The following is a 25,442-nucleotide window of genomic DNA, read 5'->3' on the forward strand; positions in this document are numbered from 1 at the left end:
CCCATCAGTAGCGCCACTGCACAGCGACTTCCAGGCTGCGCGGCTCACCCAGGTAGTACTGGGTGTTGGTCTGGTGGATGAAGCGGGCGTAGACCTCGTCGGTGAGGTTGCGCAGCCGCGCGCTGAGCTGCACGTGCTGGTCCAGGTCGTGGGTCATCGACAGCCCGTAGACGGTGTACGACGGCACCCAGGCGGTGTTGGCGGTATTGGCGTACACCGACGACACATAGCGGGCGTCGGCGCCGACCTGCCAACCCGGCGCCAGGTCGTAGGTCAGCCACAGGTTGGCGACCCGGTCGGGGATGTTCACCGGGTTCTTGCCCTTGCGCGAGTACACCACGCCGCCGATGGTCTCGTTGAACTCGTCGTACTCGGCGTTGACCCAGCTGAAGTTGCCCGCCGCCAGCAGCTTGGGCGTGACCTTGAACGAGGCCGCCAGCTCGATGCCGGTGGACGTCTGCTGGCCCGCCTGCTCGGTGGTGTTGGGCACGGTCGAGGAGGGCACCGAGATGTTCTTGCGCACGATGCGATAGGCCGCTGCAGTGGCCGAGCCGCGCCCATCGAGGAAGTCGAACTTGCTGCCCACTTCCACCTGGCGGCCGGTGCTCAGGTCGAAGTCGCCGACCTGGCTGATCGAGGCGCCGGTGAGCGAGCCTCCCGGCGGCTCGGCCGAGGTGCTGTACTGGGTGTACAGGCTGACATTGGGCGTCAGCTCGTAGACCAGGCCCAGGCGGCCAGTGAAGGCGTCCCAGCGCCGGTCCAGCTTGGCCCGGGTCACGTGGTCGACCACGTCGAAGTCGATATGGTCGTAGCGCAGCGCGGTGATCAGCGACAGCTGGTCGGTCAGGCGGGTGCGGTTTTCGACGAAGCCAGCGGTGGTGTCGGTGTTGGTGCTGCGGCCTTTGGCCCGCGGCGCGTCCATGCCGGGGATGTCGAGGAAGTGATCAGGTTGGAAGCCGTTCGGGTCGATGCGGTCGAAGGCACCCTTGGACAGCGGGTAGTTGGTCTGTTGGTTGCGGTTGTAGTCCACGCCGAACGCCCAGTCGCTGGCCAGGCCGAACAGCTGGCCCTGGTGGGTCAGCTCGACGCGGTTGCCGTTGACCTCCTGGTCGTGGCGCTGGCGGTAGCCGCCGGAGCGGTCGATGGCGGTGTTGCCGGCGTTGTAGCGGTACACCTCGAGGTTGCGGTAATCGCGCTGGCCGTTGTAGTGGTAGAAGGTGTTGCGCAGCTGGTTGCTGTCATCGATGCGGTAGTCGGTGATCGAGCGCAGCCAGCGCGTGCGCTGCTCGTAGCGGCCGTCCTCGACGTTGTAGTTGTTGAAGCGATTGTGCTTGTCGATATGCAGGGTGCCGACCGCCGGCTGCAGCACCGGCGAGCCCCAGTACGGGCTGTCCTCTTTTTCTTCCAGGTACTCGATGGCCAGGGTGTGCGACAACTGGTCGTTGATGTCGCTGAGCAGCGAGAAGGCCAGGTTGCCGGCCCCGTTCTCCTGGCGGTCGATATAGCCATTGGTGCTGGTGCGGCTGTAGTCGAGCCGGGCGTAGTGGCGTGGGCCGTCGCCGCTGTTGAGCGCCTTGTTGAAGCCGACCGAGGTCTCCATCGTGTCGTAGCGGCCATAGCTGACGCGGCCTTCGAAGATGTCTTCGTCGCGGTTGGCCAGCTTGGTGATCATGTTCAGGCTGCCACCGACGGCGCCGCTGCCGTTGAGGAACGACGAGGGGCCGCCGAGCAGTTCGACACGGTCGTAGATCCACGCCCCGACCGGTCGCCCGGCAGCGCCGTACTGCAGGTTGATGCCATTGAACAGCTGGCTGACCTGGGCACCGTTGAAGCCGCGGTACGACACGTAGCCGCCCCAGCCGGGCGGTGCCGAAGCGTTGACCCCGGGCAGGGCGTTGGCGGCGTCCTGGAAGTTGCGCGCGCCGATGCGTTCCATGGTCTTGCGGTCGGCGACGCTGACCGAGGCGGGGTTTTCGCGGGCGCTGAGGTTCAGCCGCGAGCCACTTTCGATAGGGCGGTCAAGGTCGAGGCCGGTGGCCTCCTTGGGTTGGTCGGCGGTGGCCGTGACGTTGCTGGCGGGCAGGGTCAGGGTGTCATCCTGCGCCCAGGCGCAGGTTGCGCTGCCAACGAGCAGCGCCAAAGTGGTCATGCGAAACATGCAAGGCTTCCTGGCTGAAATCGGTTAGCGCACGCCCGCTGCCGATCAGGCAGCGCAGGGCGTGGCGATGTCAGAACGCGAGAAGCGAAGCAGGAGAGGCGCGCGGATTGACCAGTGGCCAGCGCTGCTTGGGCAGGGGTGGCGCGGGTTGCCTGGGTAAGGGTTTGCTCGACTCCCCGGCGAGCAAGGCCAGCAGGCCGAAGAACACGGCCAGCAGGGTGGCGCTGAACAGGCTGGCGATCACGCAGTCGCCGCCGGCGGGCAGCACCGGGTCGCTGATGTCCTGGTCGCCCTTGAACACGCCGCTGCTGTCGGCCGCGCACCAGGCGGCGTCATCCAGGCCGGCCAGGCGCAAGCCCGCCATCTGGCCATGGCCCATGGCGCACAGCAACGAGCCGAACAGGATGCTGAAATACAGCACCCAGGCGACTTGCGATCGTGTGTGGCGGGCCAGCTTCATCGGCAAAGCTCGAAGGGAATGAGAATAGGTTCGGCGTGCGGATTCTACAGCGTTTGAAACATCTGCCTAGAGTGCTCGGCCGATAAAAAACATTCGAATCGATTCACCTGGCTGGCTTGACGCCTCTCGGCCCCAGGTGTTCAGATGCCGACCGATTTCAGGTGTCCCATGCCGCCGCGCATGGGGTGAAACGGGAAACCGGTACGCGCTTCGCGCCAGTCCGGTGCTGCCCCCGCAACGGTATGCAAGTGATGCCTTCGACAGACCACTGTGGCCAGTGCGCCATGGGAAGGTGAAGGTGTCTTGTCTTGCGAGCCCGGAGACCGGCCTGGAATGTGGTAGGCAAACTCCTGCGGTGGGCGGGCATGGGCCGGTATTGGCTGTGCGCGATCCCTGCTCCTGCGTGCTTCTGCGAAAGTCACTTTCGAGAAGAGCATGATTGCTGTGATTCACTCCCGACGTTTCTCCCCCAAGGCCCGGACCCTGCTTCTGGGCTGCCTGGCCAGCCCCCTGGCACTGGCCGAAAACACCCCTCTGATCCTCGACCAGCAGATCGTCGCCGCGCCCTCGGTGGAGTCGACTACGGTCGCCGCCATGGCCCAGTACGGCAGCAAGGTCGAGATCGTCAGCCGCGAGCAGATCGAGCGCGCCGGCCCCGCTGCCGACATCACCCGGGTGATGCAGATGTTCATCCCCGGCTTCTACGTTGCGCCGAAGAACGGTCCGTTCGACTACGGCACCTACTCGCTGCTGGGCGGGCGCAACGACGACACCTTGATCCTGCTCGACGGCGTGCGCCTGAACAACCGCCTGTACGGTGGCCTATACCTGGACACCCTGCCGGCCAACGCGGTGGAGCGCATCGAGGTGCTCAAGGGCGGCCAGAGCCTGTTGTTCGGCACCCAGGCGGTGGCGGGGGTGATCAATATCGTCACCCGCAGCCCGCAGCGCCGCGAGGCTTCGGGGGAGGTCAACCTGGGCCTGGACAGCTTCGCCGGCAACAGCAAGGACGCCCGCGTCGAGCGGATCTTCAGTAATGGTTTCGGCGACCTGGGGCTGCTGGCCTATGTCAGCCACAATGTCTCCGACGGCTACCAGCCGTTTCGCAATCGCGACTACAGCGGCAACGTCAGCGACAAGAAACGCGGCTACGAGGTGACCACCTTCGGTGGCAAGGCGATCCAGGCCTTCGGTGACGATGCGCGGCTGGAGCTGTTCTACCAATACACCGACGCCAACCTCGATTTTGCCCGGCCGGTGAACAACTACAAGACCACCAACGACCGCGTGCAGCAGATCGCCACCGCCACCTTCGAGCAGCGCCTCAACGAGCGCCTGAGCTACTTCGTCAAGGGCCATGTCAACGACTGGGACACCCGCTACACCCGCATCAACAACCGCGCCGACGGCAGCCGCAACGTGGTCAACCACAACGACTACTGGGGCTTCACCGACTGGGGTGTGCAGGCCGAGGGCAAGGCCGAGCTCGACGGCGGCCATGTGCTGGTGTTCGGTTCCGACAACCAGTGGTTCAAGGGCCAGGACGACGTGCTGGTGATCGACGACAACAAGGCCCAGGCCAATGCGCTGTATGCCCAGCTGCGACCGAGGATCGAGGCCCTGCCGAACTGGCACCCGAGCCTCGGCGTGCGCCACGAGGCCATGAGCGGCGGCGACAGCGCCACGGTGGGCATGCTCACCTCGCTGTACGACCTGAACGACAACTGGCAGCTGCGCGGCCAATATGGCAGCGCCTACAAGCTGCCCAACGCCGAGCAGCTGTTCGTCAACGAACCCGGCGACGAGATCGGCAACCGCGACCTCAAGCCCGAGAAGAGCCGCAATGCCGAGCTTGGCCTGGACTACCACGGCCTGCTGCTGGCGCGTGAGTTCAGCGCCAGCGTCACCGTGTTCCGGCGCAAGATCACCGACCTGATCACCCTGGACGGCAGCCAGTGGGTGAATGGCCAGGGGCAGGTGCAGATGCGTGGTTTCGAGGCCGATGCACGTATCCAGCTCGACGACCAATGGAGCCTGCAGGCCGACATGACCCGTAACCTCACCGAGTCGCGCACCGGGGCGACGATCAACGACGTGCCGAGTTTCTTCGCCCGCTCGCGGCTCGGCTACGAATCGGCAGACCGCAGGTGGGGTGCCGGAGGGGCCATTCGCTACATTCGCGACGTGGTCAGCTCCAAGGGCGTCGACTATGGCCATTACTCGGTGGTCGATGCCGATGCCTATCGCTACCTGGATGGCGCCCGCCAGCACCGGCTGAGCCTGCTGGTGGAGAACCTGTTCGACCGCGACTATGTCACCAGCCGGGCGAGCAATGTCGACAACCTCGGGCGGCCGTTCACCAGCGAACTGCGGTACACCTACACCTTCTGAGGGGCGTGAGCATGGACTATCAGCGTGTGCTGTTCGTGGGCCCCGGTCTGGCGAGTGGCTCGGTGGCCGAGGCGTTCGGCGCCGAGGTTCGCGACCTGCGTGGCCGCGAGGCGGACCGGGATATCGTCGATACCCTGGAGGGCTTCGACGGGCTGTGGGTGGTTATCCGCGAGGCCCTTGACCTGGGCATTGAGCGCTTGCTGGTAGTGGACCTGGAACCCACCTCGGACAGCGCCTACCTCGACTGGCTGCGCGATGAGCTGGGGCGCCTGGCGCAAGGTCGCGCCGGTATCTGGATCACGGCCCAGGCCCTGGGCCGGCGCGGGCTGGATGCTCGGGCGGCGTGTGCCAGCGTCGGCGAGCATGCCCGTCACCTGCCATGCGACCAGGTCAACGCGGTGGCCAGCGATCCGGACTGGTCGCGGATACCCGAGCATGCCCGCCAGGTGTTCCTGTGCACCGGCCCACGCTGCGTGCGGCGCGGTGCCTTGCCGTTGTGGAAACGCCTGCGCCGCCAGTTGCTGGAGCGTGACTTGATCGAGACGCCAGGCGGCGTGCTGCTGACCCGTACCGGTTGCCAGTTCCCCTGCAACCTGGGGCCAGTACTGACGGTGCACCCGGACGGCTGCTGGTATCGGGTACGTGATGGTCGGGAGGTGGAGGAATTGGTAAAAACGCATCTAGAGGGCGGAAGGATCGCCGAAAGATTGCTGATCAAGGGAGGGACATGCGATGCGTAAAGCCTGGTTGCTGTCGCTGGCCCTGTGCTGTGGCACACCGGCCCTGGCCGAGCGCTTTCGCAACTGCGGGCAAGACTGGCAACGGCCTGCGGCGACGCCTGCACGTATCGTCGCCCTCAACCAGCACGCGGCCGACCTCCTGCTCGCCCTTGGCGTCGGGCCGTCGATGGTCGGTGTGGCCTACCTGGACGACAACGGCGCCGCCTACAAGCAGAGCCGCTACCAGGGCGTGCCGGTGATCGCCCGGGAGTATCCGGCCAGCGAGGTGCTGTACGCGCAAAGGCCGGACCTGGTGGTCGGCGGATTCGCCACGGCCTTCGGCGATGGGGTCAGCTCGCGAACCCGGCTGGCCGGCAACGGGATCGCCACCTACCTGCTCGAGTCGGCCTGTGCCGGCCATTCCCTGGACTACTACGCCCATGTCCGGCGTGACCTGACCCTCCTTGGCGAAATGCTCGGCAGGCAGGCGAGGGCGCAGGCGTTGATCGAGGCGATGGAGGCGGACCTGGCGCGGGCCAGGGCGATCGCGCCTGTCGGCAAGCCGCTGTCGGTGTTCTACCTCGACAGCGAGGTCCGGGGGCTGGACAGCGAAGGTGGGCGGGGTTTCGTCACGCCATTGCTGGCCGCCGCCGGGGCGCGCAATGTGCTCGGCGGGATTGACCAGTACCGGGTGACGGTCAACCGCGAGGCGCTGCTGAGCAGCGACCCCGATGTGATCCTGCTGGCCGACGCCCTGTGGTCGCCGGCCAGCCGCAAGCGTCAGCTGCTGACCCGCGACCCGGTGCTCTCGAGCCTGCGGGCGGTGCGCGAGAATCGCATGATCGATATCCCGTTCACCGAGCTGGTACCCACGCCGGCCAGCGGGCGGGTGGCCCTGGAACTGGCGCGGCGGCTCAGGGAAGTGGCTGTCCCATAGCTGGCCCGCCCTGATCGCGAAGCTTGGCGTGGGAGCGGGCCTGCCCCGCGATGGGCTGGGTGCTACTCGCCGATGACCAACTGACGCGCCAGCTGGTTGTGCCGCTCCAGTACCCGCGGCAGGTCGACGGTGGTGATGCGCCCACCCTGAACCACCACACGCCCGTTGATCACGCTGGTGTCGACATGGGTCGGGGTGCAGAACACCAGCGCCGCCAGCGGGTCGTGCAGGGCGCCGGCATAGGCCACATGGCCAAGGTCGAAGGCGACGAAGTCGGCGACCATGCCCGGGGCGAGGGCGCCGATATCGTTGCGGTTGAGCACCTTGGCGCCGCCCAGGGTGGCAATCTCCAGCGCCTCGCGGGCAGTCATCGCATCCGGCCCGAAGCCGACCCGTTGCAGCAACAGCGCCTGGCGCACCTCGCCGATCATGCTGGCGCCGTCGTTGGACGCCGAACCATCGACCCCCAGGCCCACCGGCACGCCGTGGTCGCGCATCTTGCGGATCGGCGCGATGCCTGAGGCCAGGCGCATGTTCGAGCACGGGCAGTGGGCGACCCCGGTGCCGGTGCGGGCGAACAGCTCGATGCCGTGCTGGTCGAGCTGCACGCAGTGGGCGTGCCAGACGTCGTGGCCGACCCAGCCCAGGTCCTCGGCGTACTCGGCCGGGGTCATGCCGAACTTCTCGCGGCTGTAGGCGATATCGTTGACGTTCTCGGCCAGGTGGGTGTGCAGCGACACGCCATACTGGCGGGCCAGAACCGCCGCCTCGCGCATCAGGTCGCGGCTGACCGAGAACGGCGAGCAGGGCGCCACCACCACGCGCAGCATCGAGCCGTGGCTGGCATCGTGGTAGTCCTCGATCAAGCGCTGTGACTCCTTGAGGATGTCGCTTTCCTTCTCCACCACCGAGTCCGGCGGCAGGCCGCCCTGGCTGCGGCCGACGCTCATGCTGCCGCGCGCGGCGTGGAAGCGCATGCCGATCTCCTCGGCGGCGTGGATGCTGTCGTCGAGCTTGCAGCCGTTGGGGTAGATGTACAGGTGGTCGCTGGAGGTGGTGCAGCCCGAGAGGATCAGCTCGGCCATGGCCGTCTGGGTCGATACCGAGATCATCTCCGGGGTCAGCCGCGCCCAGATCGGGTAGAGGTTGGTCAGCCAGTTGAACAGTTCGCCGTCCTGGGCCGCCGGCACCACGCGGGTGAGGCTCTGGTACATGTGGTGGTGGGTGTTGACCAGGCCCGGGATGACCACCTTGCCGGTCATGTCGAGGATCACGTCGGCGTGTTGCGGCAGGGTATCGCTGGGGCCGACCTGCCTGATCACATTGTCTTCGATATAGAGGCCGCCGCGTTTGATCTCGCGGCGTTCGCCGTCCATGGTCACCAGCAGTTCGGCGTTCTTGACCAGTAGTGTCTTGGGCATGGGTGTCCCTCCCGCTTGGGGTGTGTTTTCTGATTGTAGGGAAGCGTCAGGCGCCGTGGCGAAGCCCGGCGTCGAAGGCTGGAGCAGAACCGCGCACGCGCAGGATCGGCCCTGGCGAGGGCGTATCGGGCGTGTGGGTCGATGGCAGCAGGGCGGATGCGGCGTTCAGGACGCACGGCATTCGAGAAGGGGGCCCGGGGAGGTTGGGCGATAGCGGATGTCGCATGGCTTGAGCCTGTCGCAATACGCAACGGCGATGACCGTTGTCGTAGGCGTGAGGCAGTGTAAACAGAATTTCTTTTTTTTGTATACGAGTTTTTTGCCGCAATTCTGACGACTGCGGGACGGGCCACTCTCATGGAACAAACTTGATTTAGCTTGACCCTGTGGGAGCGGGTTTATCGGACCGCCGCACCGCCGTGAAGAATCCAGCGCGGTGTATGGCACCGGCTGCGCCGGTGTTTGCGGGCAAGCCCGCTCCCACGGGGATCGCGCCAGATTCTAAAAATTGAGCAAGACAGTTGCTCCCACAATGATTCAGGGCATGATTGATGTCGTTGCGCCAGCATGCGACTGTCTCGCTACCAGCCACTGTCACAGGCCGGCAGGTTCGCGCGGGCTGATTACACTGTGGAAATCGCCACACGGGGAGTACCTGGGATGGGCTGCGCGTTGATGGGGCATGCGGCAAGGCTGGCGTCTGCACGGGGCAGGCGTTCATGAACAACCGTGGCCGGAGTATCTCCCTGCAATGGCTGGTGGCGCTGGCGATCATGCTGGGCATGCTGGCGCTGGGCGCGGCCCTGGCCTGGCAGGGCTACCTGGGGGTGCGCCAGACCCTGGTGGCCGCCGCCGGCGATGCCGCCCAGCAGATCGGCCGGACCATCGACGAGCGCGCCCGACGCCTGGTCGATCCGGTGCAGAGCAGCATCCGCCTGCTGGCCTTCGATACCGCTGCGGGCACAATGGCGCAGCACCTGGAGCGCCTGCCGCAACTGGTCGAGAGCCTGCGCGCCAACCGCATGCTCAGCGCCGCCTACCTCGGCTACCCCAATGGCGAGTTCCTGCTGGTCCGCCGCCTGCGCGACCCACAGTTGCTGCAGCGCTTCGCGGCACCGGCAGGCACGATGTTCCTGGTACAGACCGTCAGCCTGGGCGAAGACGGTGCGTTGCATGGCGAATGGCGTTTCTACGACCAGGCGATGACCCTGCTGCTGCACCAGCCCAAGCCGGACTACCGCTACGATCCGCGTCAGCGCCCCTGGTTCGTCGAAGCCTCTGCGCAAGCCACCACCGTGCTTACCCGCCCTTATGTGTTCTTCACCACCCGCGAGATCGGCCTGACCATGGCCCAGCGTAGCGTCGATGGCGCGGCGGTGATCGGCATGGACGTCTCGGTCACCGACCTGGCCAGCGAGAGCCGCGACCTGCGCATGACGGCTGGCACCGAGATCGCCGTGGTCGATGACCAGGGCAGCGTGGTGGCCTATCCGGACCTGCAGCGGGTCATCGTCCGCGAAGGCGAGGGCGTGCGCCTGTCGCGCATCGATGAACTGGGCATTGCCAGCCTCGCACGGATCCATGCTGATACCCTCCAGGGTACCCGGCCACAGCCGTATCAGGTTGAAGGGCAGACCTGGTATGGCATGCGCGTGCCGCTGACCACCGTGGCCGGGCAGGACCTGCAGGTGCTGATTGCCGTGCCGGCCCACGAGCTGCTGGCCGGCGCGCGCCAGGTGTTGTTCGAGCAACTGCTCTGGGCCGGCGCGCTGGCGGCGGTGTTGCTGTTGCTCGGTGGCTTGCTCGGCCGGCGCATCGGCCGCCCGTTGCGCCGGCTTACGGAGCAGGTGCAGGGCCTGGCCGGTTTTGATTTCAGCCGTGAGGTGGGTGTGCTCTCGCGGGTGTCGGAGGTGCGTGAACTGAGCCGGGTGCTCAGCCGCATGTCCGGCACCATCCGCAACTTCCAGGCGATCACCCTCACGCTCAGCCGCGAGACCCAGCTCGAGCGTATGCTCGACGGCGTGCTCAACCACCTGGTGGCGGCTGCCAGCGCCAGTGCCGGCGCGGTGTACCTGTACGATGCCGACAACGCACGCCTGCGCCTGGCTGCGGCCTGCCGGGCCCAGGACTATCCGGCTGAACTGGCGGTACATGAGCACGACCATCAAGACCTCGCCAAGGCCGTGACCCAGGCCTTGTCGTTGCAGGGACGCAGCCTGGCGGTGGTGCTCAACGACCGCGGCCAGTCGCTCCTCGGCATTCTGGTCCTGCAACTGGAGGACGAACACGCCGGGCAGGCGTTCCGGCGCTTCGTCGAGGAACTGTCCGGCGCCGCCGCCGTGGCCATCGAGACCCGCCAACTGGTCGAGGCCCAGCAGCGCCTGCTGGATGCCATGATCAAGCTGCTGGCCGACGCCATCGACGCCAAGAGCCCCTATACCGGCGGCCATTGCGAGCGAGTGCCGCAGCTGGCGCAGATGCTCCTGGACCAGGCCGTGCAGGCCGAAAGCGGCCCCTATGCCGGCTTCAGCATGAACGAGGACGAGCGCTACGAGTTTCGCGTGGCCGCCTGGCTGCACGACTGCGGCAAGATTACCAGCCCCGAATACGTGGTGGACAAGGCGACCAAGCTCGAGACCCTGTACAACCGTGTGCATGAGGTGCGCATGCGCTTCGAGGTGCTCTGGCGCGACGCCGAGATCGCCTACTGGCAAGGCGTGGCCAACGGCGATGACGAGTTGCTGCTGCGCCAGGCGCTGGAGCAGTGCCGGGCCGAGTTGCAGGACGAATTTGCCTTCGTCGCCCACGCCAATATCGGCGGCGAGTTCATGCAGGAGGCCGACATCGAGCGCCTGCGCCTTATCGGCCAGCGCCGCTGGCTGCGGCACTTCGACAACCGCCTGGGCATCTCCCGCGACGAGGCCGCGCGCTTCGCCGACACGCCAGTCGCGCCCTTGCCGGTGGAGGAGCCGCTGCTTGCCGACCGCGACGAGCACCAGGTGCCCTGGGGGCCGCGCAAGCCACCGGTGGCCAAGGACGACCCGCGCAACCACTGGGGTTTCGACATGCGCCTGCCGGCCCATGCCAGCAACCACGGCGAGCTGTACAACCTGTCGATCCGCCGTGGCACCCTCAACGACGAGGAGCGCTTCAAGATCAACGAGCACATCGTGCAGACCATCATCATGCTCAGCGCGCTGCCGTTCCCGCGTCAGCTGCGGCGCGTGCCGGCGATTGCCGGCAACCATCACGAGAAGATGGACGGCAGCGGCTATCCGCGCCGGCTTGGCAAGGATGCGCTGGGCATCCCCGAGCGGGTGATGGCGATCGCCGACATCTTCGAGGCGCTGACCGCGGCGGACCGGCCGTACAAGGCGCCGAAGACCCTGTCCGAGTCGGTGAAGATCCTGGTGTCGATGGCCCGTGACAACCATATCGACGGGCAGTTGCTGCGGCTGTTCCTCAACACCGGCGTGTATCGCCAGTATGCCGAGCAGTTCCTGCGCCCCGAGCAGATCGATGAGGTGGACGTGGCCTACTGGCTGGCGCAGTTGTAGGTATTCAAAGCCTCAGACCCTCAGCAGCAGGTGCTCACGCTCCCAGGCGCTGATCACCTGCCGGTAGTTTTGCAGCTCGGTGCGCTTGACCGCCACATACCCGCGCACGAACCGGTCGCCCAGGTACTCCCCAAGCAGCTCGCAACCCTCCAGCCGCGCCAGCGCCTCGTCCAGCGTGGCCGGCAGGCGCAAGCCGCCATGGTCGTAGGCGCGTCCCTGCACGGGCGCGCTGGGCGCCGCCTGTTCGAGCAGGCCGAGATAGCCGCACAGCAGACTGGCGGCCATGGCCAGGTAGGGATTGGCATCGGCGCCGGGCAGGCGGTTCTCCACGCGCAGGGCGGCCGCTGTCGCGGTGGGCACGCGCAGGCCCACGGTGCGGTTTTCTTCGCCCCATTCGACATTGACCGGGGCACAGGCGTCGGGCAGGAAGCGGCGGTAGGAATTCACGTTCGGGGCGAGCAGCGCCAGTGCCTGGGGCAGGTACTTCTGCAGGCCGCCGATGTAGTGCAGCAGCCGATCGCTCGGTGTGCCGTGGGCGCTGGCGAAAAGGTTGGCGCCGGTGGCCCTGTCCAGCACGCTCTGGTGGATGTGCATCGAGCTGCCAGGTTCATGGGCGATCGGCTTGGCCATGAAGGTCGCGCTGATACCGTGCTGCAGCGCCGCTTCGCGCAAGGTGCGCTTGAAAACGATCAACTGGTCGGCCAGGCGCAGCGGGTCGCCATGGTGGAAATTGACTTCCATCTGCGCAGGGCCGCTTTCGTGGACCAGCGTGTCCAGGTCCAGGCCCTGGACGGCGCACCAGTGGTAGACGTCCTCGAACAGCCGGGCGAATTCGTGGGTGGCTTCGATGGAGAAACCCTGCCGACCCGTCTCCGCCCGGCCCGAGCGGCCTTCGGGCGCTTCCAGCGGCAGGTCCGGGTCATGGCTGCGCTTGGTCAGGTAGAACTCCAGCTCCGGCGCCACCACCGGTTGCCAGCCACTGTCGCTGTACAGGGCCAGCACGCGCTTAAGCACATTGCGCGGCGATAGCTCGATGGGCTGGCCGTGCCGGTCGAAGCTGTCGTGGATGACCATGGCGGTCGGCTCCGCCAGCCACGGCAGGCGGTAGATGGCATGGGCGGCGGGGCGGCAGTGCATGTCGATGCCGGCTTCGTCCAGCAGCGCGTAGAAGACCTCGTCGTCGACGAAGTCGCCGGTCACCGTCTGCAGCAGCACACTCTCCGGCAGGCGCATGCCGCCCTCGTCGAGGAAGCGGTCGAGGGAGGCGACCTTGCCGCGGACGATGCCGGAAAAGTCGCTCACCACGCATTCGACCTCGCAGATACCCTGTTGCCTGAGCTGCTGCGCCAGTGGTTCGGCGGGGGTGTTCATTCCCACCCCGGAAGGGGGCATGCGTTCATCCTGAATGCCGGCCCGCCCAGGCAGGGGATTCGCGTACAGCGTCATGTTGCACTCTCGATACGCCAAAGACCTGGCAAAGGGTATTGAGTTGCGTATCAAGTTGCTGTCGGTTTGCGGCTCGTCGGCGTAAAGAGTTGATAAAGCGTGGCGGGTAAAATCGGCCCGCCACCGCTCTATGAAACAACAGGCGCCTTTCAGGCTAGACAACGTCAGCGTGGGAGCGGGCTAGCCCCGCGATCACCGGCGTAGCCGGTGCCATACACGGCATCGCGAGGCAAGCCCGCTCCCACAGCGATCTCTCAGGACGGTTGGGCCGCCAGGCGATTGCTGACGCTGCGCCCCAGCACCAGCACCGTGACAAAGCCGCAGCCCACCAGCGCCGTGGCCAGGCTGAACAGCACCGCGCTGCCCATCTGGTCGACGATCCGCCCACCGAAGAACGAGCCCAGGGCGATGATCACCTGGAACATGGCGACGAACAGCGGCATGCCGCGCTCCACATCCTTGGGCGCCACGACGAACATCCAGATGCTGGCGCAGGCCGGGAAGGCGCCGAAGGCGAAGCCCCACAGCGCGATCAGCATCGCCGCGCCGGTGAGGTTGGTGGCGAAGTAGGGGAACAGCGCGGTGCCGACGCCGATCATCAAGGCGACCAGCATCAGGGTGTAGCGCACGCTCTGGTTGGCGGCAAAACCGGCGAAGACATTGCCCAGCACCCCGGCCACGCCGTAGAGCAGCAACAGCGAGCCGATCATCGGCCCGTCGAAGCCGGCGTTGTGCTTGAAGAACGGCGCGACGTAGGTATACGCGGCAAAGTGCGCCAGGCCGATCAGCAACACCGCGATCAGGCCGACCCGCGCCTGCGGGTTGATGAACAGCGCCGGCAGGTCGCTGATGCGGATGGCCTTCTCCGGGTTGAGCCGCGGCAGCAGCAGGACCTGCGCCAGCAGCACCGGCACGCCGACCAGCGCGGTGACCAGGAAGGTCATGCGCCAGCCCATGAGCCCACTGAGCCAAGTGCCCACGGGCACGCCGAGCACGGTGGCCAGGGTCACGCCGACCATGATGATCGAGGTGGCCTGGGCCACGCCCACGCCCTTGGGCGCCAGGCGGCCGCTCAGGGCGATCGCGGTCGCCCAGAAACCACCGATGCTGATGCCCAGCAGCACCCGGCCGAACAGCAGCAGGCCGAAGTCGGTGGCGTAGGCCACCACGGCGTTGGCGACGATCATGATCAGCGTCAGGGCGATCAGCAGGTAGCGTCGGTCCAGGGCACCGATGCCCACCGACAGCAAGGGCGCGGCCAGGGCCGCCATGATGCCGGGCAGGGTCACCATCAGGCCGGCCTGGCCGGCGCTGATGCCAAGATCAGCGGCGACATCGTTGAGCACGCCCACCGGCAGGAACTCGCTGGTCACCAGGGCGAAAGCGCCCACGGCGACCGAGAGAATCGCCAGCCACTGCTGACGGACGCTCTGCTGGCTGTGTTCGGGTGGGCTGTGGGGGGACGGGTTGGGGCTTGGCATGGTGCGGGCTTCCATAGGGGACTGTCGCCTGGGACAGGCGCTGCAGCGAGGGGAAAACGGGGAGGCGATTATAGGGGGTGGATTTTGCAGCTCGACAGGCGGGCGGCTTGATAGTAATCATCAGTGGGATCGATGGGTGGCTTGGGTAGAGCGTTGCGGCCATCCCTTTCAAGTGTTTTGCGATTTTGGGGATTCAAGATTGCCGGGGTCGCTTTGCGACCCTTTCGCGGCACGAGGCCGCTCCTACAGGGATCGCGTACCCCATGTAGGAGCGGCCTTGTGTCGCGAAAGGGCTGCAAAGCAGCCCCAGTACGCTGACTGACAGGCATCACAATTTTTCACCAGCACAGAAGGACATATGACAGCGGCACATCAAGGAAGCTGCCTGTGCGCAGCGGTCAGCTACGAGTTGCTCACGCCACCCAAGGCCGTGAGCCATTGTCACTGCAGCCAGTGCCGCAAAGGCCACGGGGCTGCATTCGCGTCATACGGTAGCGTGCCGCGCAGCGCGCTTCGCATACTTCGCGGGGCCGACAGCATCAAGGCCTACGCCTCTTCGCAGACAGTGTTACGCGAGTTCTGCGGGGCGTGTGGCTCGACGTTGTTCTGGTCACGACCCGAAGGTGAGTTCGCCGACTGGATCTCTATCGCGCTGGGTACACTTGATACACCGTTCCAGCCACGCAAGCAAAAGCACGTCTACATCGATTCTGCGGTGCCCTGGTATACGCCATCCCGTTATTGTCCCGAGGCCGACTGACGGCTTGCATCGCCGGAGTGGGGTATGTTGTTGCCTCTGCGCTTGTTTACTGGCCTGTCATCACTGCTTGAGTACTCGATGCTGATTTCCACGCTTTCCAACGGTCGATTCATTACGCCATCGCTCCAGGCCGAACCCTGTGTGCCATGGTGGAGTTTCACCAAGACGGTGTTGGCCGCGACCGCCCTGACTCTGGTGCGCGACGGACGACTCGCCCTGGATGCCGCGCTGCCTGAAACCAATTACACCCTGCGTCAGCTGCTGCGTCACGAAGCGGGTCTTGCGGATTATGGCGAGCTTCCCGCGTACCACGCGGCGGTTGCCAATCATGAATCCGCGTGGTCCGCGGACGAGATGATGCAGCGCCTGGATGGCGCTCGACTTCGCTACGCCCCAGGAGCGGGTTGGCGCTACTCGAATGTGGGCTACATGCTGGTAGCCAGGCTCATCGAACGTGCCACAGGCCTGCCGCTTGAAGAGGCGCTCAGGCAGCAAGTTCTGGCTCCACTTGGCATCTTGTCGGTTCGCTTGGCAACGAAACGCTCAGACCTGCACGGTGACTACCTCGGTCATTCGTTGAACTACGACCCTGGCTGGGTCTACCACGGGTTGCTGATCGGCCCTGTTTCCCAGGCTGCCCTTTTCCTGGAGCGCCTGCTTGCCGGGACACTGCTTCCGGGCAACCTGCTCCAGGAAATGCAGGCAACAAAGGTGTTGGGTGGGCCAATGGCCGGCCGGCCGTGGATCGCACCAGGCTATGCCCTGGGTCTGATGCGAGGGACGATCGAGGGCGGCCTGACGCTGGCCGGGCATACCGGGTGTGGCCCCGGCAGTGTGGTGGCGGTCTATCGATGTGCGGTTGGGGAGGCCATCGCGTGTTGCGCAGTGTTTTCGAGGGCCTTGGATGAGGGGCGTATCGAGGCGCTGGTCGCTCAGGAGATACGCAAGGTGCTTGAGGCTGTGCGCTGAGGCTGCCTGGTTCTTGTTCCGCTTTCAATGGATATCACTTGCTGCCCGATTCAATACCCATTTTGAATTGTTAACGGATACACGTGAGCGGCTGCTTCCGACCCAAAGCGGACAATCATGAAGCGCAGTAATCGGCCAAATGCGACCGCTCGGATATGCCTGCGAATGAAGTGGCAATTGCCGAAACAACGGATTCGGATCAACACCCGCTTGGGCTCAGACACCCTTGCCACGAGCTTTACACTACCCCGTGTGGTACTTGTCCCAGAGCTTGTTCCGGAATCGCCCTCCTGGATCGACTTGCGCTTTGAGTGCTAACAGACGGCGTGCGTTTGGGTAGGCACTTGAGAAATGTTCCTGCGTGGCATGCAGTTGGTAGGGAAGATAGTAGGTACCGCCAAGCAACAGCGCAGCGTTGATGAGTTCGCGTGTCCACACGCCAACTGCCTCGCGATCATCCACCCCAACGCGCTGCCAATAATAGAGCACGAATGAAAACACTTCTTCGCGTGCCCAGGACAGAAGCGAGTCGGGGTCGGCCGGAGCGTGTCGGATGGAGATATTAACGGCGTCAACGCTGTGCGCCTGAAGAATGGCGGCCATTTGCGTTACGAACGCATTGAGCTGTGTCACTGGCACAAAATATTCTTGCAACGCATAGGTACTGTTTCGGGTTGCAATGGGGCCAAGCGAAGCGACATCCGCACTGGCCTCGTAGTTGCGCCGTACGACCGGTTGATTGAGATAGCGCAGTGGATCGATCACATCCTTGCGAATCATTGGGCCACCGGGAAGCTTGGTCACACTCCACATGACGGTCTGGTTGATCTTGTACGACTGCCCCGGGGCCACCAGCCTTTCCGCGACGGTCAACGCTTTGTCCGAGGCACGCCAAGTGATGGAAGTAGCCATGTCGAAATAAGGGGGGGCCAAATCGGCATTATGCAGGATAGCCTGTTCGTTCTCGCGGACGTGCTCATTGAAAAAACGCGGGTAATCAGCAACTGGCATGCGGCGTATCTGACGTTCAATTGTGATGTTGGACGCAAGGTCCAGTTCGACCTCAGTGATCACCCCGATCGCACCGTAGCCACCGATAGCCGCGTAGAACAGGTCGGAATTTGTGGTGCGGGACGCTTCTGCTACCGAACCGTCTGCAAGCACCAGTTGCAGAGAACGCACCGAGTTGATGACTGGACCTGCGCCGACATAGCGTCCATGAGCATTGACTGACAGCGATCCGCCGACGGTGAAGTTGGCATAACTCTGCATGATTTTTATCGAGAGGTCGTCCGGGTCTATGACCGACTGCAGGTCACGCCAACGCATCCCTGTTTGCACGCGTATGACCCTGCTCTCAGGCGAGTATCGGATTACCTGATTAAACTGACGCATGTCGAGGTGCAGGCTGTTTTCGGTAGCAATCTGCCCCCCCATGCTATAGCGGCCACCACCGATGCTGACTGGGCCTGACGACATAGCGAGCGCCCGCTGTAATTCGCCCGTGGTACGAGGTGCGAGCAGACGATTGACCCAAATCGGATTGAGCATCGTCACATCGTTCACCAAGACGCCCGATGGTGCCGCCCATGACGACCACGGTGAAAGCACACTGACGGCAATCCCGGTCATCCCAGCCTGGAGTAGATGGCGCCGAGTAAGAATAGGCGATGACTCTGAAACGGCGTGCTGTTGCGTACTGTCGATCAATTGCGCTCCCTCGCTGAGAATCAAAAATAATATGCGCCTTCGGATTTCAAAGCAGCCTAGGTCCGCAGCCAGTAGTAGAGGTTGCAATTCGACTGCATGTGCTGAGAGGGTTGGTTGTCGGAGTCAGGGTCTGGAATGGCAACTCGGCGAGCCCAGAGCGGGAACCACTCGTGATCACGTACATCGCTATTGTTAGGCTCTCGCACATTCTTTGACATGCTTCGTTCGCAGGCACCGAATTGGACGAAGTTCACCTGCGCCTCAATCAAACTACATCTATTCGGGCCACCCTCCTGGTGAGGGTAGTAGAGCTGGAACACGTCATCCTCCCAGAAACAAATTGGGCAGATGTCGTATGACCCTGGGGGTTCCTCGAAGACTGCATATCCGCAGCATGGGCACGTAAACATCAATTCTCACTTATGGGTGGCCGTAGCGACACGCCGAACGGCTGCAATGGGCCAAAGCAGCCGGGGAGGGCCGCTATGATCTTTGTGGGAGCAGGTTTACCCGCGAAGCAGGCAACGTGCCGGATAGCACCGCTTTGCCAGTGCAACTGTCCAGTGTTACCTATGCGTCCAGAGCAGGCCTGGCCCACTGCGCCAGAAACTCGGCAATTCTGCGCTCAATACCACTCTCCACCGTCCGCAGCCGCAGAATGGGAAGGCCACTGGCAGCCAGAATCTCATTCTTCCTGGCGTCCCGAGCGGCCTGCACGGGGTGATCGTGATACCCGCCATCGACCTCGATCACCCCAACCGGGGTCTTGCCCACTTTGAAATAGATGACGAAGTCGCAACTGGCGCGGCTCATGAACGCCCGCTGGGTTTGCGTCCACTCGGGCTTGCTCGGCGATGCGAGCATATCCAGCTGGATATGCGTGTGGAACGTCAACGCATGGCACGCCGGGGCCGAGAGCGCTTCGCGCAGCAACTGCGCCACGATCTGCTCGGACTTGTAGCGTGAATCCTCTGACCGCAGACGGGCGTTCAGGCGTGCCAGGGACTGGTCGTACTCGCGGTACAACAAGTCGAATGCCGACACCACTGGCGCACGCACGATCTGCTCGTCCTGTGCGTAATAGCTGATGTAGCGGATCAGCGCGGCGATGTGGCCATTGTTTTCGGTGAACACCTCGTCACCGGTCACCAGGGTGAAACGATGCTTGGCCCGCGACACTGCCACGTTGATCATGCGCGGGTCGTCGACGAAATCCAGGCGTCCTTGCGTCTGGTTGTAGCGCTTCTTGTCCAGCACGGTGGAAAAGACGATCTCGTCGCACTCGCGCCCTTGGAACTTGTGCACCGTGTCTTTGACGAAGTCCGCCGGCAGGTGCTTGTCGCAGAGGTTGACCTGTGCCCGGAACGGGGCGATGTAACCGCGGCCTTCACCGTCCACTGCAACAGATTGTCCCTCGTCTTCGAGTACCTTGAGCAAGGAATCCAGCTCCCGAAGGTTGGTGTTCTTGCGTGCGTGGTTGCCCTTGGCGGTCACCACCAAGCGCAGGGGCTCCTCGCCGTTGTCCACGGTCATCGGCACCAGTGCGTTGTCATAGAACTGCTGGTTGCAGAACTGGATGATCCTGGGGTGGCAGCGGTAATGCTCCTTCAGCAACGTCCTTGGCAGTGCCTCCTGGAACACGGCAATGCACGAATCCAGCAGGCTGTAGTGCTCGCAATCGTAGGCCTCGGCCGGCGCCCGCAGCCCCAGTTTCACGGGGATGTGCGGCAACTGGCGGTTGTCGCCGACGACGATCAGGTTCTTGGCGCAGCCCAGCGGCAGGATGCCCGGCACGATGTCCTGCAAGGAAGCTTCGTCGATGATCACGTAGTCGAGGATCGCCCCCGGCGCGATCGAGTTGACGATCGAGTGCGTGCCGCTGCCCAGGATAGGGAAACGCTGCACGAAGGCATCAAAGTCCCTGCGGTAGGTCTTGACATCGAAGCTGTCTCGCGGCGGAACCTGACCTTGCAGATGCTGCTTCAGATGCTGCATCGATGCGGTTGTCAGCTCTTTGAGCAAGGCCGTGAAGTTTGCGCGCGCCAAGGATTCACGGCACGCCCGCAGCTCGGTTTCCTTATCCTGCAGCGACTTGTCGTAGTAATGCATCTGCAGGGCATGGAACGCGGCCATGCGCGCCTCGCCCTCGGCGAACGGCTTGGTGCGAAAGACTCTGAATTGGAACAGCAGCTCGATGCGGTCCTTGAGCTTCACGCGGTGCTCGCCCAGGTGCGCCAGGTAGGCCATGAGGTCGGCAGTCTTGCGTGGGGTCAGCCGGTACTTGTCCAACGAGCCTGTGGCCGGCACACCGTTTTCTGCCTGCCACTGCTGCAGGTAGCGCCGCTCGATGACCAGCTCGTCCAGTTCGATCTGCAATTGTGCTGCCCGGTTGTGGTCTTGCAGGTGCTGCTTCAGGCGGGTCAGCAAGCCCTGGATCTCTTCCAGGGACGGTGCCGGCCCGGGTGGGCTGGAGGGCCATACAGGCAGGTCGTCGAAGAAGGCTTCGCGGTTTTCCTTGTTGCCAAGCTTGGCGACCAGGTAGCCCAGGCCGCATTTTTCCAGCTTTTCGTAGACGTTTGCCACGGCCGCATTGTTGTTGGACAGTACCGCCACCGTCTGCCCGCGCAACAGGATATTGGCGAGGATGTTGAGGATGGTCTGGGTCTTGCCGGTTCCCGGTGGGCCTTCGATCACGCTGATTTGCGCGCTGAATGCCCGCTCGACGGCCTGGTACTGGCTTTCGTTCAGCCCGAACGGATAAATGAGCCCCTGACCTGGGGCGAGCGTGCCGTTGCGCCCGGTGCAATAGGCTTGCAAGGCAGTACTGGCGATGGCGGGCAGTTTTCCAAGCTGAGTCACGACATTGCTGGCTATGTCACAATCAGCCTTCGACTGCGCTTGAGCGTGTCGGGCACTCGCAACCGTAGTAAAGTAATCGAAGACCGGCGTGTCCTTGATCGAGGTAGGGGCGCTGAAGACGATGCCGTCCATCTTGTGGACATAGGGCCTGGTGCCGCCCGGATAGTGCACCACGGCATATCGCTCGCCGTAGATCACTGCTTTGTCGATGGGTTTGACGATGGTGCTGCCAGGTTTGCTCAGCAGTACATTGCTCAACTCGCGGGAAGGTGACACGCGGCAGTTACTGAGCGGGCGGGTGTATTTTTTACTGGAGGGGAAATGACAGGTCAGTTCCAGTGCTTCGAACTTTTCGCTCCAGCGAATCGCCCAGTCGCTGATCTTTGCGGTCTTGTCCTCACCATCCACCTGAATCGAAGCCATATTCCCTTATTCCTGTACGCATGACATTCGGTTACGTCGTGTACCGGATGCTGCTTTCCCTAATTGGTGTCATAGTGCCATTATTGGGTGCAGGTTCGATAGCTGGTGTGTGCGTTTTCCTGCGGGCATTGAGGTCGATGACGCCTTGGGGATGGCGGAGCAGACTGAGATCTGAAGCGGTGCGGCGACGGTTGAAGCATGACCGTCGCTATCCAATCCATAGCGGTCCTTCAACATAAGTGCCTATCGGCCAGAAGCGCTCGGTTGTTTTCATAGATGCACGAGTCTATTACGGCGGTTCACCTCTGGCTGTTTGCTGCTCTCAGCGTAGGACCGCCATGGGTCGATAGCAGCCGTTCCCGGATGACCGCTTTCGACCCATAGCGGACATTCAGCGGAAATGGATTGGGTCTCCGCGCAATCCTGAAATAGGATGGGCCATCCCCATCCAACATTGCGCACTACAAGCTTATCCATGGAACGAAAAGCAAACCCGTCCTCCGCTGATTGGGTCATACGCAGCGCCACGCCTGGTAGCGTGGAGCGCATCGAGGCGTGGATTGGCGGCCATGGCTACGACCCCCATCGGCACGATACCTACTCGATAGGCCGTACCCTTGCCGGCGTACAGAGCTTTCACTACAAAGGGGCGCTGTGCCACGGCGTGCCGGGCAACACCCTGGTGCTGCACCCGGACGAACTCCATGACGGCATGGCCGGCACGGATATCGGCTTTCGCTACCGGATGGCCTACATCGATCCTTCGCTGATCCAGAACGTGCTCGGCGGCGAACCGTTGCCGTTCATTGCCGGCGGGCTGTCCAGCGACCCGCGCCTCTATCGCGCCAGCGAGGCCTTCGTGCAGGCACTGGAGCATCCGCTGGAAACACTGGAGGAGCAGGACGCCATCTATGACCTGGCCATGGCGCTGCGTGCAGTCGGCGGCAAGCCCCGCGGCCGCAAACGCCTGGACTACCGCTCGGCCGAGCGCGCCAGGGCGTTCATCATGGAGCACCTTAACCACGGCATCACACTGGAAATGCTCGAGCAGGCCAGCGGGCGTGAGCAATGGAGCTTGTCACGGGACTTCCGGGCCCTTTACGGCACCAGCCCATACCGTTTTGTCACGCTACGACGCCTGGACTGTTTTCGCAGGCTGATCCTGGAAGGCTTCACCCTGGTCGATGCCGCCCTCGCTGCAGGCTTTCACGACCAGAGCCACATGACCCGACATTTCACTCGCACCTACGGCGTGCCGCCCCTGCGCTGGTTGGAACGCTTGCGGCCTGCCCGCTGACTTGCAGGATCGTACAAGAGACGCCTGCTTTCTCTTCGGTAGCCTGGTCACTCTAACTACAGAGGATCTGTCATGACCGACTTACACCCTCAACGCGCATCGCAACCTGTGAACCTGGCTCAGAAGGCTGCACTGATCGAGCAGCAGTGGAGCCCAAGGGTGGTCGCGGAAATGAACGACTACCAATTCAAGGTCGTGCGCATCGAAGGGGAATTCATCTGGCACTCGCACCCGGAGACGGATGAAGCGTTCCTGGTGCTTGAAGGCACCTTGCGTATCGATCTGCCAGAGGGCAGCGTGTATGTGCAGCCGGGTGAGCTGTATGTCGTGCCGCGTGGTGTAGAGCACAGAACAGCGGCCCAGGCGGAAACGAAACTGATGATGATCGAGCCGCGAGGCGTTCTGAATACCGGTCATGAAGGAGGGGAGCGAACTGCGGTGAATGACGTCTGGATCTGAGTTGACGTTGCAGGCGATGAGGCCGGTACCGACTAAAGAGCCTTGAATCGATGTGCGCTTTGAGTCGGAAGCGGGAGCTCACGAGCGGCCGTTTTCGACCCAAAGCGGCCCCAGTGCCTTCCGTCATACTTGACTCTGTGTTCTAGCCTTTCGTGACGTCATAAGCGTTTGGCACATAGTCGCCACTTCTGGGATAGCCACAGCCAGCGTGGACAATACCTGATGCATTTCCTGGGCATCTGGAAATGGATATACATCCAGGCTCATGGCAATCGTAAGCTTGCGCGGATCTTGCTGTTCTCTGAGCCACGTCTCGACCTCACGCGTCATTGCCGCACCGTTATCGTTTGTTTGCCAAGCCAACAAATTGAAAAGTTCGGCCACCAGCTCTTCGGGCACTGTTCGGGGTATTTCTGCGAAGAGGCGATTGGCTAGGTCAAGCTCGCCAAATACGCTTACCACGTCATGCACCGCGTAAAACGCCTGGGTGTATTCAGCTACGTTGCGCTCGATATTAATGATGTCGAGCGCTTGTTTTAGCGATGGGTGCATCTAGTCATTCCATGGTGTTGCAGGAGTGTTTGACTATGCGGCCATGCAGACCCAAGGCATCGTCAGCGCGTTGAACCACGGTGTCGCAACGCCTCACACCTTAGAGGCAAGCGTTGAGGACGAAAAGAATTATCTTTTTACCTTTTTCAAGCGACCGCTTCTGGCCGGTTCCTGCCCTTGGTGAATGGCAGCTATGGGGCGAGAGCAGCCGGTCACCAGGGGCCGTCATCGACCCACAGCTGTCGTCGACAAGGCCATGGCGAGGGCGAAGCAAAAATGCTAATTTAGATTCATTCTCATTTATTGCCCGTTTTCATGGACAAACCGCGATCCACCTCATCCGACCCAATTGGCGAACTGTATGCAGGGCACCATCACTGGTTGGTGACGTGGCTGCGCCGTCGCCTGCAATGTCCTCACCAGGCCTCGGATTTTGCCCAGGACACCTTTTACCGTGTACTCACGGCCGGGCACTACGATCCGCCTCGTGAACCTCGAGCGTTCCTGGCCACCATCGCGCGTCGTATCCTAATCGACAACGGTCGCCGCTTGCGGCTGGAACAGGCCTACAGAGAGGAGCTCGAGCGCAGTATCGAGCACATGGATCAGGCGTTTTCTCCCGAACAGATCCTGCAGGCCATCGAGCTGCTCGAACGTATCGACCGGGCGTTGTCACGCATGAAGGCGAGGGTCCGGGAGACCTTCATCCTGCGTCACCTTGAAGGCTGGTCCCAGGATGACATTGCACGCCATCACGGCATCTCGGTGAGGACCGTGCAGGCCGACCTGGTCGAAGCCATGCTGACGTGCGATGCCGCCATGGGGATGAGCTGATGGCAGAGACGACGGCCGATCCCGTCCTGCGCGCAGCGGCGCAATGGCTGGTGCTGCTCGACAACCAGGCCGATGCGCACTTGCAGGCAGCATTCCAGGCTTGGCTGGCCGAGTCGCCCGAGCATGTCGCGGCGGTCGCCCGCTTGCAGGGGCGTCTGGGTTCGCTGCAACAGCTTCCCCGCCACGCGGCCGTCAAGGCCCTGCGCCACGCACCGCGCAATGCCCTGACCCACAAGGTGCAGGCATTGGCCTTGGCGATCGCCCTGGTGCCAATGGCCTGGGCTGCCACGGCCTATTGGCAACAGGGTTACCTGCTGGCGGACCTGAGCACTTCGGCAGGGGATTGGCTCGATCACCAACTTGACGATGACAGCCAGATCCACCTGGACGCAGGCTCGGCGGTGGACGTGCACTTCGACGCAGGTGAACGCAGGATCGAATTGCTGCGCGGCGAAGTCCTGGTCGATGTCGCCAAGGATCCTCGCCCGTTCGTGGTGGTCACGGCGCATGGGCGTGTGCAGGCTCTTGGCACGCGCTTCACGGTGGAGCGACAGGACGACTCGACGCAAGTGGTCATGTTCGAGTCGACTACTGCCATCAGCAGTGCCGGGCAATCATTGCACCTGACCGTCAACCAGCGCGTGCGCCTGAGCGCCGAAGGCCCTGGCAAGGTAGAGCAGGTGCAGGCAGGACCCCTTGAGCAGGCGTGGCGCAAGCACCAGCTGCTGGCAGATGATCAGCCGCTGAGCGATGTGCTCGCGCGCTTGTCGCGCCACTACCCCGGTGTGCTGTGGGCCGACCATGCAGCCCTTGCAGGCCTGCGGGTCACGGTCATGCTGCCGCTGGACGATCCACGCCAGGCACTGCGGCTGCTGCAACGCACCTTGCCGATCGAGGTCAGCCAGTACACCCCCTGGATAACCAGGGTGACCCTGAAACCCGATGTGGTGAGTAAATAATTTCAATAATCATTTCGTGTTTTCGATTTTCGCCCGTCCTCCCATGGCCA

The 25,442-nt window shown here is 63.5% G+C and carries 19 protein-coding genes and 1 riboswitch; of the genes, 10 read left to right on the forward strand and 9 right to left on the reverse strand.

Annotated elements, in window-relative coordinates; translation table 11 throughout:
- Positions 1-4 precede the first annotated feature (4 nt).
- Both NMG10_RS09830 and NMG10_RS09835 read right to left on the reverse strand, forming a co-directional pair.
- Positions 5-2,158, reverse strand: a complete 2,154-nt coding sequence (locus NMG10_RS09830; RefSeq protein WP_254464262.1) for a TonB-dependent siderophore receptor — start codon at positions 2,156-2,158, stop codon at positions 5-7.
- 70 nt (positions 2,159-2,228) lie between these two features.
- Entirely contained in the window at positions 2,229-2,618 is a 390-nt protein-coding gene (locus NMG10_RS09835; RefSeq protein WP_203652483.1) for a DUF2946 family protein, read from the reverse strand.
- 142 nt (positions 2,619-2,760) lie between these two features.
- Positions 2,761-2,965, forward strand: a riboswitch (cobalamin riboswitch).
- An 88-nt stretch (positions 2,966-3,053) separates the two neighbouring features.
- On the opposite strand from NMG10_RS09835, the gene NMG10_RS09840 reads away from it, so the two are divergent.
- From NMG10_RS09840 to NMG10_RS09850, 3 genes are read left to right on the forward strand one after another with little or no spacing between them, the layout of a single operon-like run.
- A complete protein-coding gene (locus NMG10_RS09840; RefSeq protein WP_254464263.1) occupies positions 3,054-5,009 on the forward strand; it encodes a TonB-dependent siderophore receptor in 1,956 nt (651 codons plus the stop codon).
- An 11-nt stretch (positions 5,010-5,020) separates the two neighbouring features.
- Entirely contained in the window at positions 5,021-5,749 is a 729-nt protein-coding gene (locus NMG10_RS09845; RefSeq protein ID WP_254464264.1) for a ferredoxin, read from the forward strand.
- Positions 5,742-6,665, forward strand: a complete 924-nt coding sequence (locus tag NMG10_RS09850) for an ABC transporter substrate-binding protein (protein ID WP_254464265.1) — start codon at positions 5,742-5,744, stop codon at positions 6,663-6,665. The genes NMG10_RS09845 and NMG10_RS09850 overlap by 8 nt, the downstream gene beginning before the upstream one ends.
- Before the next feature lie 62 nt (positions 6,666-6,727).
- On the opposite strand, the gene NMG10_RS09855 is transcribed toward NMG10_RS09850, so the two are convergent.
- Complete coding sequence (locus NMG10_RS09855; protein ID WP_050706082.1) at positions 6,728-8,086, reverse strand: 8-oxoguanine deaminase; 1,359 nt, start codon at positions 8,084-8,086, stop codon at positions 6,728-6,730.
- Between the two features lie 719 nt (positions 8,087-8,805).
- Here NMG10_RS09855 and NMG10_RS09860 point away from each other — a divergent pair.
- Positions 8,806-11,643: an HD domain-containing phosphohydrolase gene (locus NMG10_RS09860; RefSeq protein ID WP_254464266.1), complete on the forward strand. Its 2,838-nt coding sequence runs from the start codon at positions 8,806-8,808 to the stop codon at positions 11,641-11,643.
- A 12-nt stretch (positions 11,644-11,655) separates the two neighbouring features.
- On the opposite strand, the gene NMG10_RS09865 is transcribed toward NMG10_RS09860, so the two are convergent.
- Complete coding sequence (locus NMG10_RS09865; protein ID WP_232856113.1) at positions 11,656-13,014, reverse strand: glutamine synthetase family protein; 1,359 nt, start codon at positions 13,012-13,014, stop codon at positions 11,656-11,658.
- 329 nt (positions 13,015-13,343) lie between these two features.
- The gene (locus NMG10_RS09870) at positions 13,344-14,570 is read right to left on the reverse strand and encodes an MFS transporter (protein ID WP_232856112.1); all 1,227 of its coding nucleotides are present in this window, start codon (positions 14,568-14,570) and stop codon (positions 13,344-13,346) included.
- A 358-nt stretch (positions 14,571-14,928) separates the two neighbouring features.
- Between NMG10_RS09870 and NMG10_RS09875 the strand changes: the two genes are divergently transcribed.
- Both NMG10_RS09875 and NMG10_RS09880 read left to right on the forward strand, forming a co-directional pair.
- On the forward strand, positions 14,929-15,330 hold the full coding sequence (locus NMG10_RS09875) for a GFA family protein (RefSeq protein ID WP_254464267.1): 402 nt from the start codon (positions 14,929-14,931) through the stop codon (positions 15,328-15,330).
- Between the two features lie 78 nt (positions 15,331-15,408).
- On the forward strand, positions 15,409-16,299 hold the full coding sequence (locus NMG10_RS09880) for a serine hydrolase (protein ID WP_254464304.1): 891 nt from the start codon (positions 15,409-15,411) through the stop codon (positions 16,297-16,299).
- 243 nt (positions 16,300-16,542) lie between these two features.
- Here the strand turns inward: NMG10_RS09880 and NMG10_RS09885 are convergent, their stop codons facing one another.
- The 3 genes from NMG10_RS09885 to NMG10_RS09895 all read right to left on the reverse strand — a co-directional run bounded on the left by NMG10_RS09885 (position 16,543) and on the right by NMG10_RS09895 (position 21,291).
- Complete coding sequence (locus NMG10_RS09885; RefSeq protein ID WP_254464268.1) at positions 16,543-18,009, reverse strand: FAD-binding oxidoreductase; 1,467 nt, start codon at positions 18,007-18,009, stop codon at positions 16,543-16,545.
- Positions 18,010-18,065: 56 nt separating this feature from the next.
- Complete coding sequence (locus NMG10_RS09890) at positions 18,066-18,419, reverse strand: CPCC family cysteine-rich protein (protein ID WP_254464269.1); 354 nt, start codon at positions 18,417-18,419, stop codon at positions 18,066-18,068.
- A 160-nt stretch (positions 18,420-18,579) separates the two neighbouring features.
- A complete protein-coding gene (locus NMG10_RS09895) occupies positions 18,580-21,291 on the reverse strand; it encodes an AAA domain-containing protein (RefSeq protein ID WP_254464270.1) in 2,712 nt (903 codons plus the stop codon).
- A 475-nt stretch (positions 21,292-21,766) separates the two neighbouring features.
- Here NMG10_RS09895 and NMG10_RS09900 point away from each other — a divergent pair, with 475 nt between their 5' ends.
- Together NMG10_RS09900 and NMG10_RS09905 are read left to right on the forward strand one after the other, a co-directional pair.
- Positions 21,767-22,588 carry an AraC family transcriptional regulator gene (locus tag NMG10_RS09900; protein ID WP_203652493.1) on the forward strand — a complete coding sequence of 274 codons (822 nt, stop codon included), beginning with the start codon at positions 21,767-21,769 and terminating at the stop codon, positions 22,586-22,588.
- Positions 22,589-22,660: 72 nt separating this feature from the next.
- Positions 22,661-23,047: a cupin domain-containing protein gene (locus tag NMG10_RS09905; protein WP_203652494.1), complete on the forward strand. Its 387-nt coding sequence runs from the start codon at positions 22,661-22,663 to the stop codon at positions 23,045-23,047.
- Positions 23,048-23,170: 123 nt separating this feature from the next.
- On the opposite strand, the gene NMG10_RS09910 is transcribed toward NMG10_RS09905, so the two are convergent.
- Positions 23,171-23,599, reverse strand: a complete 429-nt coding sequence (locus NMG10_RS09910) for a hypothetical protein (protein WP_110737652.1) — start codon at positions 23,597-23,599, stop codon at positions 23,171-23,173.
- 315 nt (positions 23,600-23,914) lie between these two features.
- Between NMG10_RS09910 and NMG10_RS09915 the strand changes: the two genes are divergently transcribed.
- A complete protein-coding gene (locus tag NMG10_RS09915; protein WP_254464271.1) occupies positions 23,915-24,433 on the forward strand; it encodes a sigma-70 family RNA polymerase sigma factor in 519 nt (172 codons plus the stop codon).
- On the forward strand, positions 24,433-25,392 hold the full coding sequence (locus NMG10_RS09920; RefSeq protein WP_254464272.1) for a FecR domain-containing protein: 960 nt from the start codon (positions 24,433-24,435) through the stop codon (positions 25,390-25,392). Before NMG10_RS09915 ends, NMG10_RS09920 begins: the two co-directional genes overlap by 1 nt.
- The last annotated feature ends 50 nt before the right edge of the window (positions 25,393-25,442 follow it).

Origin of the sequence: Pseudomonas sp. DVZ6, assembly GCF_024259445.1 — a bacterium.
In the GTDB taxonomy this organism is placed as follows: domain Bacteria; phylum Pseudomonadota; class Gammaproteobacteria; order Pseudomonadales; family Pseudomonadaceae; genus Aquipseudomonas; species Aquipseudomonas peradeniyensis.